This is a genomic window from Acerihabitans sp., from assembly GCF_036398755.1.
Taxonomy (GTDB): Bacteria; Pseudomonadota; Gammaproteobacteria; order Enterobacterales; family Enterobacteriaceae; genus Acerihabitans.
In genome coordinates this window covers 1-23966 of sequence record NZ_DASWOM010000030.1, presented here as the reverse complement: position 1 = coordinate 23966, position 23966 = coordinate 1, and the positions used below count along the sequence as shown (strand labels likewise).

At 56.5% G+C, this 23966-nt stretch carries 23 protein-coding genes and 1 tRNA gene; 17 read left to right on the top strand and 7 right to left on the bottom strand.

Annotated features, from left to right (window positions below):
* A partial coding sequence (locus VGC33_RS05665; protein ID WP_331119779.1) for a 2-thiouracil desulfurase family protein occupies positions 1-459 on the bottom strand: 459 nt, incomplete at its 3' end.
* 19 nt (positions 460-478) lie between these two features.
* Complete coding sequence (locus VGC33_RS05660) at positions 479-613, bottom strand: hypothetical protein (protein ID WP_331119778.1); 135 nt, start codon at positions 611-613, stop codon at positions 479-481.
* 50 nt (positions 614-663) lie between these two features.
* Here VGC33_RS05660 and kdpE point away from each other — a divergent pair, with 50 nt between their 5' ends.
* Together kdpE and VGC33_RS05650 are read left to right on the top strand one after the other, a co-directional pair.
* A complete protein-coding gene (gene kdpE / locus VGC33_RS05655; RefSeq protein ID WP_331119777.1) occupies positions 664-1353 on the top strand; it encodes a two-component system response regulator KdpE in 690 nt (229 codons plus the stop codon).
* Between the two features lie 204 nt (positions 1354-1557).
* Positions 1558-1986 (top strand): EamA family transporter, encoded by a 429-nt coding sequence (locus tag VGC33_RS05650; RefSeq protein ID WP_331119780.1) that lies wholly within the window; start codon positions 1558-1560, stop codon positions 1984-1986.
* 69 nt (positions 1987-2055) lie between these two features.
* On the opposite strand, the gene VGC33_RS05645 is transcribed toward VGC33_RS05650, so the two are convergent.
* The 3 genes from VGC33_RS05645 to seqA all read right to left on the bottom strand — a co-directional run bounded on the left by VGC33_RS05645 (position 2056) and on the right by seqA (position 4502).
* Positions 2056-2220, bottom strand: coding sequence for a hypothetical protein (locus VGC33_RS05645; protein WP_331119776.1), 165 nt, complete (start codon positions 2218-2220; stop codon positions 2056-2058).
* Positions 2221-2300: 80 nt separating this feature from the next.
* Positions 2301-3944 carry a phosphoglucomutase (alpha-D-glucose-1,6-bisphosphate-dependent) gene (pgm, locus tag VGC33_RS05640; RefSeq protein ID WP_331119775.1) on the bottom strand — a complete coding sequence of 548 codons (1644 nt, stop codon included), beginning with the start codon at positions 3942-3944 and terminating at the stop codon, positions 2301-2303.
* Positions 3945-3971: 27 nt separating this feature from the next.
* Positions 3972-4502 (bottom strand): replication initiation negative regulator SeqA, encoded by a 531-nt coding sequence (gene seqA, locus VGC33_RS05635; RefSeq protein WP_331119774.1) that lies wholly within the window; start codon positions 4500-4502, stop codon positions 3972-3974.
* A 205-nt stretch (positions 4503-4707) separates the two neighbouring features.
* Here seqA and VGC33_RS05630 point away from each other — a divergent pair, with 205 nt between their 5' ends.
* The 10 genes from VGC33_RS05630 (at position 4708) to alsK (ending at position 14068) form a co-directional block, all read left to right on the top strand.
* On the top strand, positions 4708-5472 hold the full coding sequence (locus tag VGC33_RS05630; RefSeq protein ID WP_331119773.1) for an alpha/beta fold hydrolase: 765 nt from the start codon (positions 4708-4710) through the stop codon (positions 5470-5472).
* Positions 5473-5673: 201 nt separating this feature from the next.
* Entirely contained in the window at positions 5674-5973 is a 300-nt protein-coding gene (ybfE, locus tag VGC33_RS05625) for a LexA regulated protein (RefSeq protein WP_331119772.1), read from the top strand.
* 176 nt (positions 5974-6149) lie between these two features.
* Positions 6150-6665, top strand: coding sequence for a flavodoxin FldA (gene fldA / locus VGC33_RS05620; protein WP_331119771.1), 516 nt, complete (start codon positions 6150-6152; stop codon positions 6663-6665).
* A 351-nt stretch (positions 6666-7016) separates the two neighbouring features.
* On the top strand, positions 7017-7487 hold the full coding sequence (gene fur, locus VGC33_RS05615) for a ferric iron uptake transcriptional regulator (protein WP_331119770.1): 471 nt from the start codon (positions 7017-7019) through the stop codon (positions 7485-7487).
* A gap of 563 nt (positions 7488-8050) precedes the next feature.
* Positions 8051-8938, top strand: a complete 888-nt coding sequence (gene alsR / locus VGC33_RS05610) for a transcriptional repressor AlsR (RefSeq protein ID WP_331119769.1) — start codon at positions 8051-8053, stop codon at positions 8936-8938.
* A 21-nt stretch (positions 8939-8959) separates the two neighbouring features.
* A complete protein-coding gene (gene alsB / locus VGC33_RS05605; protein ID WP_331119768.1) occupies positions 8960-9895 on the top strand; it encodes a D-allose transporter substrate-binding protein in 936 nt (311 codons plus the stop codon).
* Between the two features lie 72 nt (positions 9896-9967).
* A complete protein-coding gene (gene alsA / locus VGC33_RS05600) occupies positions 9968-11506 on the top strand; it encodes a D-allose ABC transporter ATP-binding protein AlsA (protein ID WP_331119767.1) in 1539 nt (512 codons plus the stop codon).
* Positions 11507-11517: 11 nt separating this feature from the next.
* Positions 11518-12465, top strand: coding sequence for a D-allose ABC transporter permease (alsC, locus tag VGC33_RS05595; RefSeq protein WP_414636891.1), 948 nt, complete (start codon positions 11518-11520; stop codon positions 12463-12465).
* A gap of 9 nt (positions 12466-12474) precedes the next feature.
* A complete protein-coding gene (gene alsE / locus VGC33_RS05590) occupies positions 12475-13152 on the top strand; it encodes a D-allulose 6-phosphate 3-epimerase (protein WP_331119765.1) in 678 nt (225 codons plus the stop codon).
* Position 13153: 1 nt separating this feature from the next.
* Complete coding sequence (gene alsK, locus VGC33_RS05585) at positions 13154-14068, top strand: allose kinase (RefSeq protein ID WP_331119764.1); 915 nt, start codon at positions 13154-13156, stop codon at positions 14066-14068.
* A 57-nt stretch (positions 14069-14125) separates the two neighbouring features.
* Here the strand turns inward: alsK and glnS are convergent, their stop codons facing one another.
* Positions 14126-15793, bottom strand: coding sequence for a glutamine--tRNA ligase (gene glnS / locus VGC33_RS05580; RefSeq protein WP_331119763.1), 1668 nt, complete (start codon positions 15791-15793; stop codon positions 14126-14128).
* Positions 15794-16072: 279 nt separating this feature from the next.
* On the bottom strand, positions 16073-18121 hold the full coding sequence (nagE, locus tag VGC33_RS05575) for an N-acetylglucosamine-specific PTS transporter subunit IIBC (RefSeq protein WP_331119762.1): 2049 nt from the start codon (positions 18119-18121) through the stop codon (positions 16073-16075).
* A 344-nt stretch (positions 18122-18465) separates the two neighbouring features.
* On the opposite strand from nagE, the gene nagB reads away from it, so the two are divergent.
* The 5 genes from nagB to VGC33_RS05550 all read left to right on the top strand — a co-directional run bounded on the left by nagB (position 18466) and on the right by VGC33_RS05550 (position 23902).
* Positions 18466-19275 carry a glucosamine-6-phosphate deaminase gene (nagB, locus tag VGC33_RS05570; RefSeq protein WP_331119761.1) on the top strand — a complete coding sequence of 270 codons (810 nt, stop codon included), beginning with the start codon at positions 18466-18468 and terminating at the stop codon, positions 19273-19275.
* Between the two features lie 19 nt (positions 19276-19294).
* Positions 19295-20443, top strand: coding sequence for an N-acetylglucosamine-6-phosphate deacetylase (gene nagA / locus VGC33_RS05565; protein WP_331119760.1), 1149 nt, complete (start codon positions 19295-19297; stop codon positions 20441-20443).
* Between the two features lie 18 nt (positions 20444-20461).
* Complete coding sequence (nagC, locus tag VGC33_RS05560) at positions 20462-21685, top strand: DNA-binding transcriptional regulator NagC (RefSeq protein ID WP_331119759.1); 1224 nt, start codon at positions 20462-20464, stop codon at positions 21683-21685.
* 220 nt (positions 21686-21905) lie between these two features.
* On the top strand, positions 21906-23567 hold the full coding sequence (gene asnB, locus VGC33_RS05555; RefSeq protein WP_331119758.1) for an asparagine synthase B: 1662 nt from the start codon (positions 21906-21908) through the stop codon (positions 23565-23567).
* 258 nt (positions 23568-23825) lie between these two features.
* A tRNA-Met gene (locus VGC33_RS05550) sits at positions 23826-23902 on the top strand.
* Positions 23903-23966 lie beyond the last annotated feature (64 nt).

The window sequence follows — 23966 nt, the reverse complement described above, 5'->3', positions numbered from 1 at the left end:
GTCGTGCAGCCGGCCGTCCTCCTCCACCGGTAGCCACGGCAGTTGCCGCATCAGTTCCCGGGTATACAGGCCGACGCCGTTCTTGCGCGCGCCGGCGCGATCGTACACCCGGACCCGCTCCATGCCGCAGCTCGGCGACTTGGCGCAGACGATATAGCCGCATAAATGGCCCAGGCTTTGCACCTGCCGCTCGGAAAAGGATTGCATCGCCTGCGTCAAATCGGTGTCGTCCTGGCCTTTGCCGGTACGCATGGCGACGCGGCCCTGCTCATCCCTGACCAAACGCAGCGCCGGTCTCGGGGTGGGCAGGCCGATTGCCATTTCGGGACAAATGGGAACAAAATGTACGTAGGGCGCCAGCTCGTCCATGGCAAACGCAAAGCGCCGGTGGCCGCCGTCAAAACGCACTTTTTCTCCCATCAGGCAGGCGCTGATGCCGACGGGGATTTTATTGCCCATGCATAACTCCCACAGATAATCATTGCTTAAGCAAAGCGTAGACGATTATGCTCAGGACGGCGGAGGGTTTGCGACAAAAGTCCCGCAGGTTAAGCCGCGCAGCCGGTATCGACATGCCGACGAGGGTAGCCGCCCGTGCGGGGTCTGTTTTCATGTTACCCTGCCGCTGGCCTCGCCGCCCGACATCACTCCATCGGAGGAAACGTGAGCACCCAGACCGCTAATATTCTGATCGTAGAGGACGAGGACGCCATCCGCCGCTTTGTCCGCCAGGCGCTTGAGCGCGAAGGTTACCGGGTGTTTGAAGCGCAGACCGTGGCGCGCGGTTTGCTCGAGGCGGCCAGCCGCAAACCGGATTTAATCGTGCTCGACCTTGGGCTGCCGGACGGCAACGGCGTCGAATTTATTCGCGATCTGCGCCGCTGGAGTTCAATCAGCGTCGTGGTACTGTCGGCCAGAAGCGACGAGCAGGATAAAATCGATGCGCTGGACGCCGGCGCCGACGATTATCTCACCAAACCCTTCGGCATCGGCGAACTGCTGGCGCGGGTGCGTGTCGCGCTCAGGCGACCGCTGCGCGGCGATGAAAAACCCTCGACGGTGAACTTTGCGGCGGTCAGCGTCGATCTGGTTAACCGCCAGGTGACCCGCGATGGTGAGCCGCTGCACCTTACGCCTATCGAATTCCGTCTGCTGGCCGTGTTGATTGCCCATCAGGGCAAAGTGCTGACCCAGCGTTATCTGCTGGCGGAAGTGTGGGGTCCCAACGCGGTGGAACATAGCCATTACCTGCGCATTTACATGGGCCATCTGCGGCAAAAGCTGGAGCTGGACCCGGCCAGGCCCAACCATTTGCTCACCGAGACCAGCATCGGCTATCGATTCCTGCCGTGACCGCTCCCCGCCCTATCGCCCAAGATCCCGTCGCCCTCCCAGGTATACAGGTTACGCCTTGCGCCTGGCTTTATGGCTAAGGCGATGAGACCCGCCGGCTGCCTTCAGCCGGTGGCGGATATATGCCGGAGAGCCATCCGTTAGGCGTGGCATAGATGATGAGGCTTTAGTAACATCGTGGTTTTGCCGCTAATGGACATCATGATGAGCTCCTGGTTGATTTACGCCCTCCTTTCCGCCCTGACCGCTTCGCTGGTCGCCATTTTTGGTAAAATCGGCCTTCAGCATCTGGACGCCAATAGCGCCACCGCCATCCGCTCGGTGGTAATGGCGCTGTTTTTGGTCGGTGTGGTGGTGGTAGAAGGCAAGATGAATATGGTCGGCGTAATCCTGGCGGATAAAAAAGCCCTGGGTTTTATCGTGCTTAGCGGCGTGGCGGGCGCCTTGTCATGGCTATTCTATTTTATGGCAATCAAATACGGCAATGTTTCGCAGGTGGCGCCCATCGATAAACTCAGCGTGGTGTTCGCCGTGGTGATGGCGGTGATTCTGTTTGGGGAAAAAATATCGCTGGTGGCGGGCGCGGGGGTGGCGCTTATTACCGCCGGCGCCCTTATGGTGGCGCTCGGTTAGGCGTTTCCAGCGGACATACACACCCGGCTATGCCCTATGGACCCAGAAGAATAAGGCCTGCCCCGAGGGTTATTTCTTCAGGTAGCGCCGCCAAATCCCAGGCGACAGCTCGGGAAACCGCCCCAGTGCCTCCTGCGTCACGACGCTGATATCTTCAGGATGGATATCCTGCAGCCTGATATGCGCTTCATCCAAAAACAGCGCCCCGTCGGTGCCGTCGGCGAATACTTCCAACAGTTCACCCCAGGCGCGTGTGCTTGCCGCCTGGGCGAACCGCTCGGGCGGAGCGGCGATTGCCGCCCGCCACAGGGATGTTATTTTGCGCCGGCCAGCACTTCGCCGACGATATCCACCGCTTCCCGTTCGATCTGTTCACGGTGCTTTGGTCCCAGGAAGCTTTCACAATAAATTTTGTAGGCTTCTTCGGTACCGGACGGACGCGCGGCAAACCAGCCGTTTTTGGTGATGACCTTCAGGCCGCCGATGGACGCGCCGTTGCCGGGCGCTTCCGTCAACCGCGCGGTGATGGCGTCGCCGGCCAGGGTACTGGCGGAGACCATTTCGGGAGACAGCTTGGCCAACACCGCTTTCTGCGCATGGCTGGCCGGGGCCTGGATGCGGTTATAGCTGGGCGCGCCGAAACGTTGCGCCAGCTCATCATAATGCTGCTGGGGGTTTTTGCCGGTCACGGCGGTGATCTCCGCGGCCAGCAGGCACATGATGATACCGTCTTTATCGGTGGACCAGGGTTTGCCGTCAAAGCGCAGGAACGAGGCGCCCGCGCTCTCTTCACCGCCAAAACCCAGGGTACCGTCGAACAGGCCGTCGACAAACCACTTAAACCCGACCGGCACTTCCACCAGCCGGCGGCCCAGGTCGGCCACCACCCGGTCAATCATCTCGCTGGAGACCAGGGTTTTGCCCACCGCCACGTCGGCGCCCCACTGCGGGCGGTGCTGGAACAGGTAGTTGATCGCCACCGCCAGGAAATGGTTGGGGTTCATCAGGCCCGCCGGGGTAACGATGCCGTGGCGGTCGTAATCGGGGTCGTTGGCCAGCGCCAGGTCGAACTTATCACGCAGGGACAGCAGGCCGGTCATGGCCCATTGGGACGAGCAGTCCATGCGGATAATGCCGTCGTGGTCCAGATACATAAACCGGAAGGTCTGGTCAATCTGCTCATTCACCAGCGTCAAATCGAGCTTATAGTACTCGGCGATACGCTGCCAGTAGGCAATGCCCGACCCTCCCAGCGGATCGACGCCCAGTTTCAGGCCGGCTTTTTGGATAGCCGCCATGTCCACCACCTCGGCCAGTCCTTCCACATAGGCCTGAACCAGGTCCTGCGCGTGGATATGGCCGCTGTTCCAGGCCGCGTCCAGCGACTGGCGCTTGACCCCGCGCAGCTCCTCGGCCAGCAGGGCGTTGGCGCGTTCTTCTATCACCTTGGTCAGGTTGGTGTCCGCCGGCCCGCCGTTAGGCGGATTGTATTTAATGCCGCCGTCTTCCGGTGGGTTATGGGACGGCGTAATCACGATGCCGTCGGCCTGCGCGCCGCCTGTGCGGTTGTGCGTCAGGATGGCGTTGGATACCGCCGGCGTCGGGGTAAAGCCGTTTTCCTGCTGGACGATAATGTCCACGCCGTTGGCGCTGAGGACTTCCAAAACGGAAATAAACGCCGGTTCGGACAGCGCGTGGGTATCCTTGCCCACATAACATGGACCGGTTATGCCCTGTTTGGCGCGTTCCTCGGCGATGGCCTGGCTGATGGCCAGGATATGGGCTTCATTAAAACTGTGGCGTCCCGCGCTGCCGCGATGGCCTGAAGTACCGAATTTTACCGCATGCGCGGTGTTGCCCGGTTCCGGACGCAACACATAATACTGTGAGGTTAACTGCGCGACGTTGATTAAATCGCTTTGCCGGGCGGGTTGCCCGGCGCGGGGGCTATTAGCCATCGGTGCTTCTCCCTTGGCTGCTGTTGATCAAATGGTACCGCAAACTTTGTCGGTCAGTTCCACCGGGAACTGCATTGCCAGCATAATGTGTTCCACCATGCTCCGCTTACGTTCGGTATTGGTGTTGGTGATAACCCAATAAGGCGTTTCAGGTACCTGCTTGGGTTTAGTATGGCTGCCATTTTGCAATAATGTCTGTTCATTCGCGGCAAAATAGGTACGGGTGCGGCCGTGCAGGGTCTCCGCCGCGCCGGTAAACTCGGCCGGGGACAGGGTGTAAAGGGTTGACAGCACCAGCATAAAACGATCGACCGCCTTGCGCTGATCCGCGTAGCCGTCCGACAGCAGGAGCTCACGCATGGCGCGCACCCGATCGCGCGCCGGCGATGCGGGCTCCGCCTTGGCGGGCGTTTCCTCCGCCTTGGCGCGCGCCGCCGCGTTGGCCTGAACGTTGAATTTCAGCATCCGGCGCAAAATATCCGAGGCGCTTTCGCCAATATGTTGCGTGTGGCTGGCGATATAGCGGTAAAGGTCTTCGTCGACTTCTATTGTTTTCATCTTTATCCGGGGCTTTCTTCTCATAAATCAATCAAAAGGATTATACAAGCTAAACCGGCCCGGCGAATAGCGCTAGTATCCGGCTTGAGTAAAAAGTCGGAATAACCCCCGAGGCCCTGTCCGGCGCCGCCGGCTTTTTTTTGCGGCCGCGGGACGGATGACTCATGATAGGCTATCAGGCTCCGTTGTCGCCATGAGGATCAGGATGAAATTACACTATCGTCTGCAACCGGCCCGGCAGCCGGGCGAAACCCCGCCGGTGGTATTGCTGCACGGGCTGTTCGGCAGTCTGGATAACCTGGGTGTGCTGGCCCGGCCGCTGGGGGAACGCCACGCCATCCTGCAAATTGATCTGCGTAATCACGGCCTCTCGCCCCATGATGGCGATGCCGGTTACGCCGCCATGAGCCAGGATGTGATTGACCTGCTCGCTGAGTTGCGCTTTGGCGCAAGCATCCTGATCGGACATTCCATGGGCGGCAAGGTCGCCATGACTCTCGCCGCGCAGGCGCCCGATCGCGTTGCCCGGCTGGCGGTTATCGACATGGCGCCGGTGGCCTACCCCACCCGCCATCACGACAATGTTTTCGCCGCGCTCAGGCGCGTTGCGGCCGCGGGCGTCACACAGCGCGCGGAGGCGGCGGCGCTGATGCGACAGGATGCGCTTGATGAGGGAACCATCCAGTTTTTGCTCAAATCGTTTCACCAGGGCGGGTGGCGTTTTAACCTTGAGGCGCTGTGGGAGAATTATCCGTCGCTTATCGGCTGGCGGGAATCGGCGCCCTGGGCCGGGCCGGCGCTGTTTATCCGGGGCGAAAAGTCGCCCTACCTTGACGACCGTTACCGCGACGCGATCCTGCGCCAGTTCCCCCAGGCGCGCGCCCACGTGGTCGCCGGCGCCGGTCATTGGGTCCATGCGGAAAAACCCGCGGCGGTAATGCGCGCCCTGGACCGTTTCCTGGCGGAATAGGCCGGGTCGGGGGGATTTGCCCTGAGTTTAATATTGTCGTTTGATACCGGCCTGGGGTAACATGGCCCGCTGTGTTTTATGCGGGCCATGGCGTACGTAAAACATAAGGTTACGGGCGATGCGCGCCCGGCGGCGCGGGTTATCGCGTCGCCGGCCGGCGTCAGCCCGCCTGCTTTTTGATGCACAATCCCTTCATGACCTATGGCAAAAGAACAAACGGACCGCACCACCCTGGATTTATTTATTGATGAGCGACGTCCGGGAAGACCAAAGACCAACCCCTTGTCCCGCGATGAGCAGTTGCGCATCAACAAGCGCAACCAGTTGCGCCGGGATAAAAAGCGCGGCCTGCGCCGGGTGGAGCTGAAAATTAATGCCGACGCGGTGGACGCGCTCAATGAGCTGGCCTACCGGCAAAACCTGTCGCGCAGCGAGCTGATTGAACTTATTTTATTGGCCGAGCTGGAGCGGCAGCAAGGAGCGGACGGTCAGCGGGGATAGCGCCGCCGGCGCGGAAAGACGCGATGGCGTGGGCCGCCACAGGCCGCGTACCGGGCAAATTTGCGACAAAACCCGGCTGGCGAGTTTCTCCCCGGTTGAGGGTCTGCTATGATTGCCGCAGAAGATGACTGATTGTTATAGAACACATCCATAATATTTAAGAGGTTTTCAAACTCATGGCGACTGTAGGCATTTTTTTTGGCAGTGACACCGGCAATACCGAAAATATTGCCAAAATGATTCAGAAGCAACTGGGTGCGGATGTTGCCGAAGTTCATGACATTGCCAAAAGCAGTAAAGAAGACCTGGCGCGGTTCGACACCCTGCTGCTCGGCATCCCGACCTGGTATTACGGCGAGGCGCAATGTGATTGGGATGATTTTTTCCCGACCCTGGAAGAAATTGATTTCTCAGGGAAAAAAGTCGCGTTGTTTGGTTGTGGCGATCAGGAGGATTATGCCGAGTATTTTTGCGACGCCATGGGCACCATCCGCGATATCATCGAACCCAACGGCGCCACCCTGGTCGGTCACTGGCCTACCGCCGGCTATCATTTCGAAGCCTCCAAAGGGCTGGCGGACGACCAGCACTTCATCGGCCTGGCCATTGACGAAGACCGCCAGCCCGAGCTGACCAATGAACGCGTGGACGGCTGGGTACGGCAAATCAGCGCGGAACTGCAGCTCGGCTGAAGCCACGCGGCATTTTTGCCGTTATGGGCAATGCCCGGCAAGGGAGTCGGAAGCCGTCGCGTCCCCGGGGCGGCATTCCCGACCTTGCTGATAACTAAATCCTTTCGAATTAATAGATACAAGTTTTTAACTTTTATCCACAACGCGGTACAATAGCGCAGCGGTTCCACCCTTTTTAGCAAATGTTGCAGAATTCGCTTCGCAAAACGGGCTATAGTTGTTAACAACGCGCCGCTTTCATTTTGGACAGGCAGTCCTATAATGAGACGGCGTCACATTTTTCGGGCCGACCGATGTTATAGGCTAAGCTAGCCTACAATCAGATTATCAAAGTAACAGGACTAAACCCGCATGACTGACAATAATATTGCATTGAAGAAGGCCGGCCTGAAAGTCACCCTTCCCAGACTGAAGATTCTGGAAGTGTTGCAAGATCCGGAATGCCATCACGTCAGTGCGGAAGATTTGTACAAAAAGCTGATAGATATGGGTGAGGAAATTGGCCTGGCCACGGTATACCGTGTGCTAAACCAGTTTGACGATGCCGGTATCGTCACCCGCCATAACTTTGAGGGCGGCAAATCGGTTTTTGAACTGACGCAACAGTATCATCATGACCACCTGATTTGCCTGGATTGCGGCAAGGTCATCGAATTCCGCGATGAGTTCATTGAAGCGCGCCAGCGTGACATCGCCAAAAGACACAATATCAAGCTGACCAATCATAGTTTATATCTTTACGGACATTGTGAAACCGGCAATTGCCGTGAAGACGAAACGCTGCACGACCACGCCGATATGCTCAACGGCGTAAAGGAATAACCGCGGCGTTACAGGTTCTCTTAAAGCGGCTGCTGTCCACGCCGCTTTCTCATCATGCCCAAGCTTTCAATACCATCCGATAAACCCCCGCCCCATCCATCACCGGTTTCCTCGGTTCACCGGGCATGGCTTTGCCCAGCGTCACCAATCCGCCCATCGCCCGGCCGCCCTTTTCGCATCCTTACTTCACAGAATATAAAAATTAATAAAGCCAATGTTCACACCTTTTGCCGCCGCGGACCACCATACGAGGTAATTGATTGAAATACAGTCCTTTTATTCACTGTTATTTTTAGCAAAAAAATTGAGTGGCAAATCAGACCCTCCCCCCTATCTAACATCCATAAAGCTGAACAAAAAAGATCAGTCTACCTATCTTATTGTTTAACATAAGTATTATGCAGCGCCACCGTCGCAATACTGGTCTGGTTCCTTGGCGCGCCGATATTTTACAGAAAACATTAATTTATAAATTTATATAAAACGTGAAGTTCGCTGCAGATTTTAAACTTTCGCCATGGTGATATAGTGACAGGCAATGTTAATCACCCGAGAAAGACCCGATGAATGATTCAGACCTGCAAAACGATATGCCGCACGGTATCGGCATTGCCCCTTATATTCGTATCAAACAGGAAGGCATGACCGAAAACGAAAGCCGCATCGTGGAATGGTTTTTATCCCCCGGCAACCTGACCGACGTATCGGGTATCAAGGATGTGGCCCTGAGCCTTGGCCTGTCGGAGGCCATGATTGTCAAGGTATCGAAAATTTTGGGCTTCAGCGGTTTTCGGCAGCTGCGCAGCGCCATCGTCGAATATTTCGATCATGCCGATCATGATATCACCGCCGAGCTTTCTCCTACCGACAGTCCGGAAGATGTGGTCAATAAAGTGTTTAACCTGACCGTGCGCACCATTGTCGAAGGCCAGGCGATTGTCGACGCCAACGTGATCCAGCAGGCGGCCCAATGTTTTTTTGCCGCCAACCAGCGCGAGCTGTACGGCGTCGGCGGTTCCAACTCCATCTGTGCGGACGTGCAGCATAAATTCCTGAAAATCGGCCTGCGTTGCAATGCCTACCTGGACGCCCACTTGATGATGATGTCGGCCTCGCTGTTGCAACCGGGCGACGTGGCGCTGGTGGTGTCGCATTCGGGCCGTACCAGCGATCTTAAGCGGGTGGTGTCGATTGCCAAGGATAATGGGGCAAAAATTATTTGCATAACCCATAGCAGCAATTCTCCCATTGCCCAGTTGGCGGATTTTAATATTTGCTCACCCGCGCCGGAAACCCCGTTATTAGGCAGGAACGCCTCGGCCCGTATTTTGCAACTTACCCTGCTTGATGCTTTTTTTGTTTCGGTGGCGCGGCAGGATATCGAGCTGGCGAATAAAAATCTGGAAAAAACGAGTTCCATTACCAAGTACCTTAAGCGTGATTATAAATAATTCTCTTTTGGAGATAGAATAATGAATAAATTTATCAAACTGGTCGGGGGCGCCGCCTGTGGACTGATGTTATCCACCGTCGCCCACGCGGCGGCCGATTACGCCGTAGTGTTGAAAACCTTATCCAACCCTTTTTGGGTTGAGATGAAACAGGGTATCGAGAAAAAAGCGCAAGATCTCGGTGTTACCGTGGATATATTTGCCTCACCCTCGGAAGGCGATTTCCAATCACAATTGCAGTTATTCGAGGATTTGACCAATAAAAATTACAAAGGCATCGCCTTTGCTCCTTTATCGGCGGTGAACCTGGTCATTCCCGTCGCCAAGGCGTACCAGAAAGGGATTTACCTGGTTAACCTGGACGAAAAAATTGATTTGGCCAACCTGGCGAAGGCCAAAGGCAACGTAGAAGCCTTTATTACCACCGATAACGTGGCGGTCGGCGCCAAGGGCGCCAGGTTTATTATCGACCGGCTGGGCGCCGAAGGCGGCGAGGTGGCGATTATCGAAGGCAAGGCCGGCAACGCCTCGGGCGAAGCGCGCCGCAATGGCGCCACCGCTGAGCTCAAGGCCAACAGCCATATCAAACTGGTGGCCAGCCAGCCGGCGGACTGGGATCGCATCAAAGCCCTGGACGTGGCGACCAATGTGTTGCAGCGCAATCCGCGGCTGAAAGCCTTCTATTGCGCCAACGATACCATGGCGATGGGCGTGGCGCAGGCGGTGGCCAACGCCGGACAGACCGGCAAGATCCTGGTGGTCGGCACCGACGGCATCCCGGAAGCGCGCAAAATGGTGGCCCAGGGCATGATGACCGCCACCGTCGCCCAGAATCCGGCGGAAATCGGCGCCAATGGCTTGACCATCCTGGTGAATGCGGTGAAATCAGGCAAGCCCATCGCCCTTGATGCCCAACCGAAAATAGAAACCGTTGATTCAATTTTAGTCACCAGGTAATCAAGGCCACCGATTCCCAGGTGTGGCAAGGCCGCCTATTCCCGCCGTCTTGCAAATGATCCGGAGAGTAATATGAGCACTCCTTTTATTAAAATGGAGGGGATCGCCAAATCTTTTGGTCCCGTCCAGGCGTTGAAATCAGTTGATTTAGCAATATATCCTAGTGAAATACATGCTTTATTGGGTGAAAACGGCGCCGGTAAATCAACATTAATGAAAATACTTTCCGGTATTTACGCTCCGACGGCGGGGAATATAAACATCGCTAATACTGATTATCCTAAGCTTGATCATAAAATTGCCGCCGGGCTGGGCATCGGTATTATATATCAGGAATTAAGCGTTATAGATGAATTAACCGTGCTGGAAAATTTATTTATCGGCCGGCTGCCGGTAAAAAAAACCTTCGGCATTAACATGGTGGACTGGCGCGACATGCGTACCAAAGCGGCCATTATGCTGATGCGTGTCGGACTGAAAATACGCCTGGATGAAAAGGTAGGCAATCTTTCCATCAGCCAAAAACAAATGCTGGAAATTGCCAAAACCCTGATGCTGGATGCCAAGGTTATTATCATGGACGAACCGACTTCCTCCCTGACCTATAACGAAGTCGATTACCTGTTCCTCATCATGAATCAGCTGCGCCTGGACGGCACGGCGATTGTCTATATCTCGCATAAGCTCAACGAGATCCGCCGCATCTGCAACCGTTATACCGTCATGAAGGACGGCTGCAGCGTCGCCTCCGGCCAGATTGAACAGGTGACCAACGATGATATCGTCCGGCTGATGGTCGGACGCGAGGTGCAAAACCGGTTCCGCTCCCTTAAAGAGAAAATTGGCGGCGACAGCGAAGACGCCGACATCGTCTTTGCGGTGGAAGACGTCACCAGCAAGGATAAACGCCGGGTCAAGCACGTCTCTTTTCAGGTGAGAAAAGGCGAGATCATGGGCTTTGCCGGTTTAGTGGGCTCCGGGCGCACCGAATTTATGAATTGCATCTTCGGCGTCGAGCCGAAAAGCAGCGGCAGGGTGTTGCTGCATAATGTCGATATCACCCCGACCTCACCACTGGACGCGTTGAAAAAGGGCATGGGCTATATCACCGAAAGCCGGCGTGAAAACGGTTTTTTTGAAAATTTTTCCATTGCGCAGAATATTGCCATCAGTAAAAGCTTGAAGGAAGGCGGATATAAAGGCGCGGTGGGATTATTCAATCCGCAGCAGGAACGGGAGCTGGCGGAAACGCAGCGCCGGCTGCTGTCGCTGAAATGCAGCTCGGTGGACCAAAATATTACCGAACTGTCCGGCGGCAACCAACAAAAGGTATTGATATCCAAATGGCTATGCTGCGAGCCGGAAGTCATTATTTTCGACGAGCCCACGCGCGGAATTGATGTCGGCGCCAAGGCGGAAATTTATAAGGTGATGCGCAATTTGGCCGCGGCGGGGAAAACCATACTGATGGTATCATCCGAACTGCCGGAAATTATCACCGTATGCGACCGTATCGCCATATTTTGCGAAGGAACCTTGGCCCATATTCTCGACAATAACGAGACTATCGGGGAAGAAGATGTCATGACATGGGCGCTGCCACAAAGCTGAGGGAAATAAACATGGAGAAGTCCACATTCAACTTCCAGAGATTCTGGGATCAATACGGCACGTTTTTTATCCTGGCGATTATTGTTGCGATATTCGGCTCTATTTCCAGCGAATATTTTCTCAAAACCAATAATATTACGCAAATATTAGTGCAGAGTTCGGTGACGGTATTGATCGGCATGGGCGAGTTTTTCGCCATCTTGGTGGCGGGCATCGACCTGTCGGTAGGCGCCATTCTGGCCCTGTCGGGCATGGTGACCGCCAAGCTGATGCTGGCGGGCTTTGACCCGATCTCCGCCGCGCTGATCGGCGGCGTGGTGGTCGGCGGGTTATTGGGCGCCATCAACGGCTGCCTGGTCAACTGGACCGGCCTGCACCCGTTTATCATTACCCTTGGCACCAACGCCATTTTCCGTGGCGCCACCCTGGTGATTTCCGATGCCAATTCGGTATACGGTTTCTCGTTCGGCTTTGTTAACTTCTTTGCCGGCAGTGTGCTGGGCGTCCCGGTGCCGGTGATCTTTGCGTTGATCATTGCGGTTATCCTGTGGTTTATTACCGCGCGCACCCGGCTTGGCAGAAATATTTACGCCCTGGGCGGTAATAAAAACTCCGCTTTCTTTTCCGGTATCGACGTTAAATTCCATATGCTGGTGGTATTTATTATTTCCGGTATTTGCGCCGGACTGGCCGGCGTGGTGTCCACCGCGCGCCTGGGCGCGGCGGAACCCCTGGCGGGCATCGGTTTTGAAACCTATGCCATTGCCAGCGCCATTATCGGCGGCACCAGTTTTTTTGGCGGCAAGGGACGAATATTCTCGGTGGTGATTGGTGGTTTAATTATTGGCACTATTAATAATGGTCTTAATATACTTCAGGTACAGACATACTATCAATTAGTTGTCATGGGGGGATTGATTATCGCCGCCGTGGCTTTAGATCGACTTATCAGTAAATAGGTAACCGATATGAAAATATCCCCTTCTTTAATGTGCATGGATTTATTGAAATTTAAAGAACAGATAGAATTTATCGACCAGCATGCGGATTATATCCATATCGATATTATGGACGGGCATTTTGTGCCCAACCTGACGCTGTCGCCTTTTTTTGTCGAGCAGGTCAAACGGCTCGCCAGTAAACCGCTGGATTGCCACTTGATGGTTACCCATCCGGAAGATTATATCGACAGCCTGGCGAAAGCGGGCGCCGGTATGATTACCCTCCATCCGGAAACCTTGTCCGGCCAGGCCTTCCGGCTTATCGAAAAAATCAGGTCGCTGGGATTGGGCGTGGGTCTTATCCTCAATCCCGAATCTTCGGTTGAAATGATGAAATATTATATCCATCTGGCGGACAAAATTACCGTCATGACCGTCGATCCGGGTTTTGCCGGCCAGCCGTTTATCGCCGAAATGCTGGATAAAATAGGCCAGCTCAAGGCGTATCGCCACAGCCACGGTTTGCGGTATGAAATCGAAATTGACGGTTCATGCAACCAGCGCACCTACCGATCGCTTATCGCGGCGGGCGCCGATGTGTTGATCGTCGGATCCTCCGGCCTGTTTAACAACGCGCCGGATATACACCAGGCCTGGAAAATGATGACCGAACACATCCAGGACGCGCAGCGAGAGGCCAGCTAAGATGAACACCGGGCAGTTGGTGATAGTCGGCGTGGACATGGGCGCCACCCATATCCGCATCTGTTTGCTATCGCCCGATGGCCAGGTTCTGGTCACGGCGAAAGAACGTAGCCTGCCGGTAGTGGAAAACGGCATGGCGGAGGGGTTGGCGGGTTTTATCGGCCGCTTTATCGCGGAACGCGGCGCCGGGGTCGCCGCCGTCATGATTGGCTTTCCCGCGTCCATAGCCCGTGACAGGAAGCGCATCATGTCCACGCCCAACCTGCCCTGCGCCGCGAGCGAGTTCGTTGATTTGGCGGACAACCTGGCGCGGCGTCTGCAGTGCCCGGTGGCCTTCGAGCGCGACGTTAACCTGCAGTTGTCTTATGACGTAAGCGAGCGGCGCCTGGGCGATAAGCTGGTGCTGGGATGTTATCTGGGCACCGGATTCGGGTTTTCCGTCTGGCTCAACGGCGCGCCCTATGTCGGCGCGCATGGCGTGGCGGGGGAACTGGGGCATATTCCCCTGGGGGATGACGCGGCGCGCTGCGGCTGCGGCAACAAAGGCTGCCTGGAAACCTTGTGTTCCGGCGTGGCGCTGGCGCGATGGTACCAGGGCGCGGCGCGTGATTATCCGCTGTCGGATATCTTTACCTGCGCCGGCGACGATAGCTATATTACCGGCTTTATCGACACCGCGGCCAAGGCGATTGCCACCGGCGTCAATCTGTTTGATCCCGAACATGTCCTTTTGGGCGGTGGGGTGATGGATATGGAAAATTTCCCCTACCCCCGGCTGATTGCCAGGGCCGGCGATTTTATTCGCAAGCCGCTGCCCTATGAGGAGATAACCTTCGCCAAAGCGTCTTCATCGGCGTTTAACGGCGCCATCGGCGCCGCCAGGATGGCGCGCCGCATAATGCTGCCGGCGACATGATCCATCACCGGCCGGGGCCGTCTTGCCCGCGCCATGGACAAGGCTCGCGGCGCGCCGTCAGACGGCGGTTTTGGTCCAGGTATCGCGCAGGCCGACGGTGCGGTTGAATACCGGTTTTTCAGCGCTGTAGTAGCGGCTGTCGGCGCAGAAATACCCTTCGCGTTCAAACTGATAGGGTTTACCCGGTTCAGCCGCGCGCACGCTGGCTTCCACAAAACCCTGTTTAATCACCAGCGATTGCGGATTCAGCGTGGCGAGGAAATCGTCCGCCGAGGCGGGGTTAGGGTCGCTGAACAGGCGATCGTACAGACGAAACTCGGCGGCAACGCCGTGGGTGGCCGAGACCCAGTGTATTACCCCTTTCACCTTGCGCCCGTCCGCCGGGTCCTTGCTCAGGGTATCCGGATCGTAGCTGCAATAAATGGCGGTGATTTCACCCTGCTCATCCTTGTCGATACGTTCGGCCTTGATGACATAGGCGTTGCGCAGGCGCACTTCCTTGCCCAGCACCAAACGCTTGTACTGCTTGTTGGCCTCTTCGCGAAAATCCGCCCGATCAATGTATATTTCGCGGCTGAAGGCCACCTGGCGCTCGCCCATTTCGGGTTTATTGGGATGCGCGGGCATGGTCACGGTTTCCTCGTGCCCGGCCGGCAGGTTTTCAATCACCAGCTTCACCGGGTCGATTACCGCCATGGCGCGCGGCGCGCTTTCATTCAGATCTTCGCGGATACAGGCTTCCAGCGCGGCGATCTCCACGTTGTTGTCCTGTTTGGTGACGCCGATGCGCCGGCAAAATTCGCGAATGGACGCGGCGGTATAACCACGGCGGCGCAGGCCGGAAATGGTGGGCATGCGCGGATCGTCCCAGCCCTCGACGATATGTTCCGCCACCAGTTGGGTCAGCTTGCGCTTGGACATAATGGCGTATTCGAGATTCAGGCGCGAAAATTCATACTGGCGGGGATGGCAGTCGATGGTGATGTTGTCCAGCACCCAGTCGTATAAACGGCGATTATCCTGGAATTCCAGGGTACACAGTGAATGGGTGATGCCTTCCAGGGCGTCGGAGATACAGTGGGTGAAGTCATACATCGGGTAGATGCACCACTTCGACCCGGTCTGGTGGTGTTCGGCAAACTTGATGCGGTACAGCACCGGGTCGCGCATCACCATAAACGGCGAGGCCATATCGATTTTAGCCCGCAGGCAGGCGCTGCCCTCGGGAAAACCGCCGCTGCGCATAATGGTAAACAGCGCCAGGTTGTCCTCGACCGAGCGGTCGCGAAACGGGCTGTTCCTGCCGGGTGTGGTGAGGTTGCCGCGATATTCGCGGATGGCGTCCGGGGAGAGTTCATCCACATAAGCCAGCCCTTTATTGATAAGCTCAATGGCGTAGGCGTGCAACTGGTCGAAATAATCCGAAGAGTAGTGGATGTTGCCGCTCCATGTAAAACCGAGCCACTGTACGTCTTCTTTAATCGAATCGACGAATTCAATATCTTCCTTCGCCGGATTGGTATCGTCGAAGCGCAGATTGCACTGGCCCTGATAATCCTGGGCGATGCCGAAGTTCAGGCAAATGGACTTGGCATGGCCGATATGCAGATAGCCGTTAGGCTCCGGCGGAAAACGGGTGTGCACCGACCGATGCTTACCGGTTGCCAAATCTTCGTCGATAATTTGACGAATAAAATTAGTTGGGCGGGCTTCTGCCTCACTCATATTGTATTTCCTCTACGCGAACGCACGACATTTATTATGCTTATGTTCCAACAAGCCACGTCCCGACACAACCGTTAGTTGCAGAAATTCTTATGGCGCCGGGCGCGGCGGCGCGGCCTTTCCGCCGCCGTGGCGGACAGGCCGGGTAACCGGAGGCCATATTAGCATAGGCGCAACCGCGCCGGAGGATAACCGGGAAAAGTACGGACGTTTCGAGGGTATGGCGGGGAGGGAAATTCCGGCGCGCCAGGCGCGCCGGAACCGGTTAACGATGGGAACTTATTTCGCGGTGACATCCAGCAGCGGAGTCACGCCGGCTACCACCGCGCCGCTGGCGATGGCGGTAATGGCGCCGAACTCATCCATATTGCTTATCACCACCGGACTTATCATCGAACGGGCGTTGGCGTTAAGATAGTCCAGATCCAGCTCCAGTATCGGCTGGCCCTGGGTGACCTTGCTGCCCTCCTCCACCAGTGAGGTAAAGCCCTGCCCCTGCAGTCCGACGGTATCGATACCGATGTGCACGATAACCTCGGCGCCGGTGTCGGTTTCCAGACAAAAGGCGTGATGGGTGCCGAACACCTTGACCAGGGTACCGTTGGCCGGCGATAGCACCAGTTTTCCGGTCGGCCGGATGGCCACCCCATCGCCGACCGCCCTGCTGGCGAAGGCTTCATCCGGCACCTGATCCAGCGGCACGATGTCGCCGGTAATCGGCGACGTCAGGCTAAGCACCACCGGGCGCGCCACCGGCTCATGGCTCACCACCGCGGCGGGTTGCGCCGCGGGCGCGGCCTGGGAAACGGACCGCGACGCCGCCACCGGCCCTTCGGCCAGCACGCCACGCATGGCGTCGGCGATAATTTCGGCACGGGTGCCGACGATCACCTGCACGCTTTCTTTGTTGAGACGGATAACGCCCTGGGCGCCGAGATTTTTCGCCAGGGATTCGTTGACCAGCGCCGAGTCCTTCACGTTCAGCCGCAGACGGGTAATACAGGCGTCGATGCCGGTCAGGTTTTCCGAACCGCCCAACGCGCTAATGTAACGACGGGCCAGCGCCTGGGTTTCGCCGGCCTTGGTGGTGGCCGCGACCGGTTCGATATCGACGTTGTAGCCGTCGCTTTCGTCACCGGCGACCGCCAGCTCACGCCCCGGGGTCAGCAGGTTGAAGCGTTTGATGGTAAAACGGAACACCAGATAGTAGATAACAAAAAACACCAGTCCCTGCGGGATCAGCATATACCAATGGACCGCCAGCGGATTGCGCGAGGAAAGCACCATATCCACCAGGCCGGCGCTAAAGCCGAAACCCGCCATCCAATGCATCTGCGCGGCGATGAATACCGACAAACCGGTTAACAGGGCATGGAGGAAATACAGCACCGGCGCCACGAACATAAAGGAAAATTCCAGCGGTTCGGTGATGCCGGTAAAGAAAGCGGCAAACGCCCCGGCAATCATGATCCCGGCAACCTTGCTTTTGTTTTCCGGACGGGCGCACTGATAAATGGCCAGGGCGGCGCCCGGCAGACCGAACATCATGATCGGGAAGAAACCGGCCTGGTAGCGTCCGGTAATGCCGACGATGGCGGTGCCCGCGTCAATGGACTGCTGGCCGCCGAAGAATTTGGGAATGTCGTTGATGCCGGCCACGTCGAACCAGAACACCGAGTTCAGCGCGTGATGCAGGCCCACCGGGATTAACAGGCGGTTGAAGAAGGCGTAGATACCGGCCCCCAGCGAACCGAGCCGCTGGATATGCTCGCCGAACGACACCAGCGCGTTAAACACCAGCGGCCAGACGTACATCAGGATAAAGGCCACCAGGATCATCACGAAGGAGACCAGGATAGGCACCAGCCGGCGCCCGCTGAAGAACGACAGCGCCTTGGTCAGCTCGACCTGGCTGAAGCGGTTGTACAGCTCGGCGGAGATAATCCCCACCAGGATGCCGACAAACTGGTTGTTGATTTTGCCGAAAGCCGCCGGCACGTTGGCCAGGGGAATATGCTGGATCATCGACACGGAAGCCGGAGCGCACAGCGTGGTGACCACCAAAAAGCCCACCAGGCCGGACAGTGCCGCCGCGCCGTCTTTGTCCTTGGACATGCCGTAGGCCACGCCGACGGCAAACAGTACCGACATGTTTTCTATAATGGCCGAACCGGCCTTGATGAAGAAGGCCGCCCAGGCGCTGCCGCCGCCCCAGCCCACCGGGTCTATCCAGTAACCGACGCCCATCAGGATGGCGGCGGCGGGCAATGTTGCCACCGGCACCATCAATGCGCGGCCTATTTTTTGAAGATAACTGAGTATATTCACCTTGATTCCCCTTTTGACCTTATCGATCAACCCACAATATGGGCTGTCTAACCCTTGCCTGCTAAAAACCGCGCCTGACGAAGCCGTTCATACGCAGTGTAGAAAGTTTAATTTTCAACGCAAATTAATTACGGATAATATGTGATTAGAATCACCTTGAACCGGTACGATTTGTGACTTATTCTACTAAATATGTCAAACTTATTTTGCAACACGAATAATCAACCTATACTTCTTCCGTCCGGTCGGAGCGCCGTAGCCCCTGTTGTTTTATGCCACTGCGCCAACGCTATACTGTAAATACCGTTGCGGACACCTGTTTTTATCTATCAAAGAGGTCAGTCATGAGACTTATTCCGTTAGAAACCGCCGCCGATGTAGGCAAATGGGCCGCCCGTCATATCGTCGAGCGCATCAACGCCTTCAAACCCACCGCGGAGCGTCCGTTTATCCTCGGACTGCCCACCGGCAGCACGCCGCTGGAAGCTTACAAATCCCTTATCGAGATGCATAAAGCGGGCCAAATCAGCTTCGAGCACGTGGTAACGTTCAACATGGATGAGTATGTCGGCCTGCCCGCCGCCCATCCGGAGAGTTATTACACCTTTATGCATCGCAATTTTTTCGACCATGTCAATATTCCCAAGGAAAACATCAATCTGCTTAACGGCAACGCCGATGATATCGACGCGGAATGCCGCCGCTATGAAGAAAAAATCAAATCATACGGCAAGATCCAGCTGTTTATGGGCGGCGTCGGCAACGACGGCCATATCGCCTTTAACGAACCGGCCTCGTCCCTGGCGTCCCGCACCCGCGTCAAGACATTGACCCTGGAAACCCGCCGGGCCAATTCCCGTTTCTTTGATAACGATATCGAACAGGTGCCGCGTTTTGCCCTGACCGTCGGCGTCGGCACCCTGCTGGACGCCGAGGAAGTGATGATTCTGGTTATCGGCCACAATAAGGCCCAGGCATTGCAGGCGGCGGTGGAAGGCAACGTGAATCATATGTGGACAATAAGTTGTCTGCAGCTTCATGCTAAAGCGGTAATGGTCTGCGACGAACCGTCCACCATGGAACTGAAAGTGAAAACGGTGAAATATTTCCGTGAACTGGAAGCCGCCAGTACCCTGAGCCTGAAAAACAGCTGATTGAAACCGGGAGCGAACGATGTACGCATTAACCAACGGCCGGATATTTACCGGCCATCAAGTCCTTGAACAGCATGCGGTAATCATCAATGACGGCGCGATAGACGCGGTTTGTCCGCTGGATTCGCTGCCGGCGGATATTGAACGGCGCGACCTCGACGGCGCCATCCTGGCTCCGGGGTTTATCGACCTGCAGCTTAACGGCTGCGGCGGCGTGCAGTTTAATGATTCCCTGGACGCCCTGTCGGTGGAAACATTGGAAACCATGCAGCGCGCCAATGTCAAATCGGGCTGTACCAGTTTTTTACCCACCCTGATCACCAGCACCGATGCGTTTATGCGCCGCGCCGTCGAGGTGATGCGCGCGTTCCTGGCGCAGCACAAGCACCAGGCGCTGGGCCTGCACCTGGAAGGCCCTTATCTGAATCCGGTTAAAAAAGGCACCCACGATCCGGCGCTGATGCGCAAACCCTCGGCCGAAATGGTGGAATATCTGTGCGCCAACGCCGATGTCATCGCCCAGCTTACGCTGGCGCCGGAACAGGTCGATGCCGGTGTTATCCGCCGGTTGAGCCAGGCGGGCATCATGGTCTCGGCCGGTCATTCCAACGCCACCTATGAGCAGGCGAAAGCGGGTTTTGCCGCCGGTGTCAGCTTCGCCACCCATTTGTTCAACGCCATGCCGCCGCTCACCGGGCGCGAACCCGGCCTTATCGGCGCCATATATGATACACCGACGCTGTATTGCGGCATTATCGCCGACGGCCTGCACGTGAATTACGCCAATATCCGCAACACCAAGCGCATCAAGGGCGATAAACTGGTGCTGGTCACCGACGCCACCGCGCCCGCCGGCGCCGATAACCAGATTGATCGGTTCATTTTTGCCGGTAAAACAATATACTACCGTGACGGCCTGTGTCTGGATGAAAACGGTACCCTGAGCGGTTCGGCGCTGACGATGATAGAAGCGGTGCGCAACAGCGTGGCGTTTTGCGGCATCGCGCTGGATGAAGCATTGCGCATGGCGACGCTTTACCCGGCCCAGGCCTTGGGCGTGGCGGCGCAGTTGGGTACTTTGCAGGCAGGCAAGGTGGCTAACCTGACGGCGTTTACCCACGATTACCGGATAACCAAGACTATCGTTAATGGCGACGAAGTTTTCTGATGAGCGAGTAACAAACCGATGACCCCAGGCGGACACGCCCCGATAGGAAACGTTGACCTGGTCAAACAGCTCAATAGCGCTGCGGTGTACCGCCTGATCGATATGTCGGGGCCGATTTCACGCATCCAGATTGCCGAACAAAGCCAGCTGGCCCCCGCCAGCATCACCAAAATCACCCGCCAACTGCTGGAGCGTGGGCTTATCCGCGAGGTGGATCAGCAAGCGTCCACCGGTGGGCGGCGGGCCATTTCCATCGTCGCCGAAACCCGCGCCTTCCAGGCGATCGGCGTGCGTCTCGGCCGCCATGACACCACCATTACCCTCTACGATCTCACCGGTAAATCCCTGTATGAAGAGTTTATCCCGCTACCGGAAAGCACCCAGCAGGGGCTGGAAGCGGCGCTGTTTAGCGCCATTACCCGTTTTCTGGAGCAGATCCAGCGTAAAAGCCGCGAGCTTATCGCCATTTCGGTGATCCTGCCCGGCCTGGTGGATCCCTATTCCGGTGTGGTGCGCTATATGCCGCATATCAACGTTAGCGCCTGGCCGCTGGTGGAGAATTTACAAAAACGCTTTCACCTGCCTGCGTTTGTCGGCCACGATATCCGTAGCCTGGCGCTGGCCGAGCACTATTTTGGTGCGACCCAGGACTGTGCGGATTCCATTTTGGTTCGTTTGCACCGTGGCACCGGCGCCGGGATCCTGGTCAATGGCCAGATTTTTCTCGGCAGCAACGGCAACGTTGGGGAGATCGGCCATATCCAGGTCGACCCATTGGGCGAGCGCTGCCATTGCGGAAATTTCGGCTGCCTGGAGACCATCGCCGCCAACGGCGCCATTGAAAAGCGGGTGCGCCACCTGCTATTACAGGGCTACCCCAGCCGGCTGACGCTGGATAATTGCCAGATCGGCGCCATTTGCAAAGCCGCCAACCGCGGCGATACGCTGGCCTGCGAAGTCATCGAACAGGTGGGCCATCACCTGGGTAAAGCGGTGGCGATCGCCATCAACCTGTTCAATCCGCAAAAAGTGGTGCTGGCCGGTGAGATCACCGAAGCCCATAAGGTATTGCTGCCGGCGGTGCAGCGCTGCATCGACAATCAGGTGCTGGTGGGTTTTCGCCAAAACCTGCCGGTGGTGATATCCGCCCTGGATCACGGCTCGGCCATCGGCGCCTTCGCCTTGGTGAAACGCGCAATGCTTAACGGCGTTTTACTGCAGCGCCTGCTGGAAAACAGCTGATTGGCGGTTTTTGACCTTTTACCCCATTCACGATCGGTCAAATTTAACGGCCAATTCCGCTGTTTTATTGACGGTTATTCATAATTACCGCTATTAAATTGAATTATCACCAGCATCATGGCTTTTTTCATTGATTGATCTTGAATAATGGTGCCATTTTAGTGCTAAATCGATGTCAACAGCCAAGCATTTGCCTAAAGACCGGCGTGAGGAAAAGAGAATGTGTTCAATTTTTGGAGTACTGGATTTAAAATCGGATCCGGGCGAACTGCGTAAAACCGCGTTGGAAATGTCGCGCCTGATGCGTCATCGCGGTCCCGACTGGTCGGGGGTCTTTGCCAGCGACCAGGCGATCCTGGCCCATGAACGGCTGTCCATCGTCGATGTGAATACCGGCGCGCAGCCTTTGTATAACGCCGCCCATACCCATGTGCTGGCGGTGAACGGCGAAATCTATAACCATCAGGCGCTGCGCCAGGAGCTGGGCGATCGTTATGCGTTCCAGACCGGCTCCGATTGCGAGGTGATCCTGGCCTTGTACCAGGAAAAAGGACCGGCGTTTCTCGACGAGCTGCGCGGCATGTTTGCCTTTATCCTCTACGATACCGAGAAAGACGCCTACCTGATTGGCCGCGACCATATGGGCATTATCCCGTTGTATATGGGTCATGATGAGAACGGCACGCTGTATGTCGCCTCGGAAATGAAGGCGCTGGTGCCGGTGTGCCGCAGCATTAAAGAATTCCCCCCGGGAAGCTATCTGTGGAGCCGGGACGGCGAAATCCGCGAATATTACACCCGCGACTGGTTCTCTTATGACAATGTAAAGGACAACGTCACCGACAAAGCGGCGCTGCGCGACGCGCTGGAAGAGTCGGTAAAAAGCCACCTGATGTCCGATGTGCCATACGGCGTGCTGCTTTCCGGCGGCCTGGATTCCTCGGTTATCTCCGCCATCACCAAAAAGTATGCCGCCCGCCGGGTTGAAGACGGCGCGCGCAGCGAGGCCTGGTGGCCGCAGTTGCACTCTTTTGCCGTCGGCCTGGAAGGTTCGCCCGATCTGCGCGCCGCCAAGGAAGTGGCAACCCATCTGGGCACCGTGCATCATGAAGTGCATTTCACCGTGCAGGAAGGCCTGGATGCCATCCGCGACGTGATTTACCACATCGAGACCTATGACGTCACCACCATCCGCGCCTCGACGCCGATGTACCTGATGTCGCGCAAGATCAAGGCGATGGGCATTAAGATGGTACTGTCGGGCGAGGGCGCCGATGAGGTGTTCGGCGGCTATCTTTATTTCCATAAGGCGCCCAACGCCAAAGAGTTCCATGAAGAGTTGGTGCGTAAGCTGCAGGCGCTGCATATGTACGATTGCGCCCGCGCCAATAAGGCGATGTCCGCCTGGGGCGTGGAGGCGCGGGTGCCGTTCCTGGATAAAAACTTCCTTGATGTGGCGATGCGTATCAACCCGCAGGATAAGATGTGCGGCCACGGTAAAATCGAGAAGCATGTGCTGCGCGAGTGCTTTGCGTCTTATCTGCCGGAGAGCATAGCCTGGCGGCAGAAAGAGCAGTTTTCCGACGGCGTGGGGTATAGCTGGATTGACACGTTGAAGGAAGTGGCCGGCAAGCAGATTTCCGACCAGCAGTTGGCTAACGCGCATTTCCGTTTTCCTTATAATACGCCGAACTCGAAAGAGGCGTATTTTTACCGCGAGATCTTCGAAGAGCTGTTCCCGCTGCCGAGCGCGGCGGAATGCGTGCCGGGAGGCCCGTCGGTGGCCTGTTCCTCGGCGAAGGCCATCGAATGGGATGAGTCGTTTAAAAACATGGACGATCCGTCGGGACGCGCGGTGGGCGTGCATCAGTCCGCGTACTAAAGCTATCGGCACGCTCTCCCTTTAACACGCCTGACTTGGGTCTGGTGTTGGTTGCAGCATGAATCGGGCCTTTGCGGCCCGATTTTTATTTGTTTGAATAGGTAAAATCGGGCCTTATGCGGTTTTTATCATCAGGTTGCTCATAAGCCAGACAAACAGCATGCGCGAAGCCCGATTACCGAAAAAAGGTGTTGACTGAATTTCTGCAACTACGCATAATGCGCCCCGCAACGCCGAATGATGGTCACGCGGAAGGAAGGCTACGTAGCTCAGCTGGTTAGAGCACAGCACTCATAATGCTGGGGTCACAGGTTCGATTCCCGTCGTAGCCACCATACTTTGCGGGAGTGGCGAAATTGGTAGACGCACCAGATTTAGGTTCTGGCGCCGCAAGGTGTG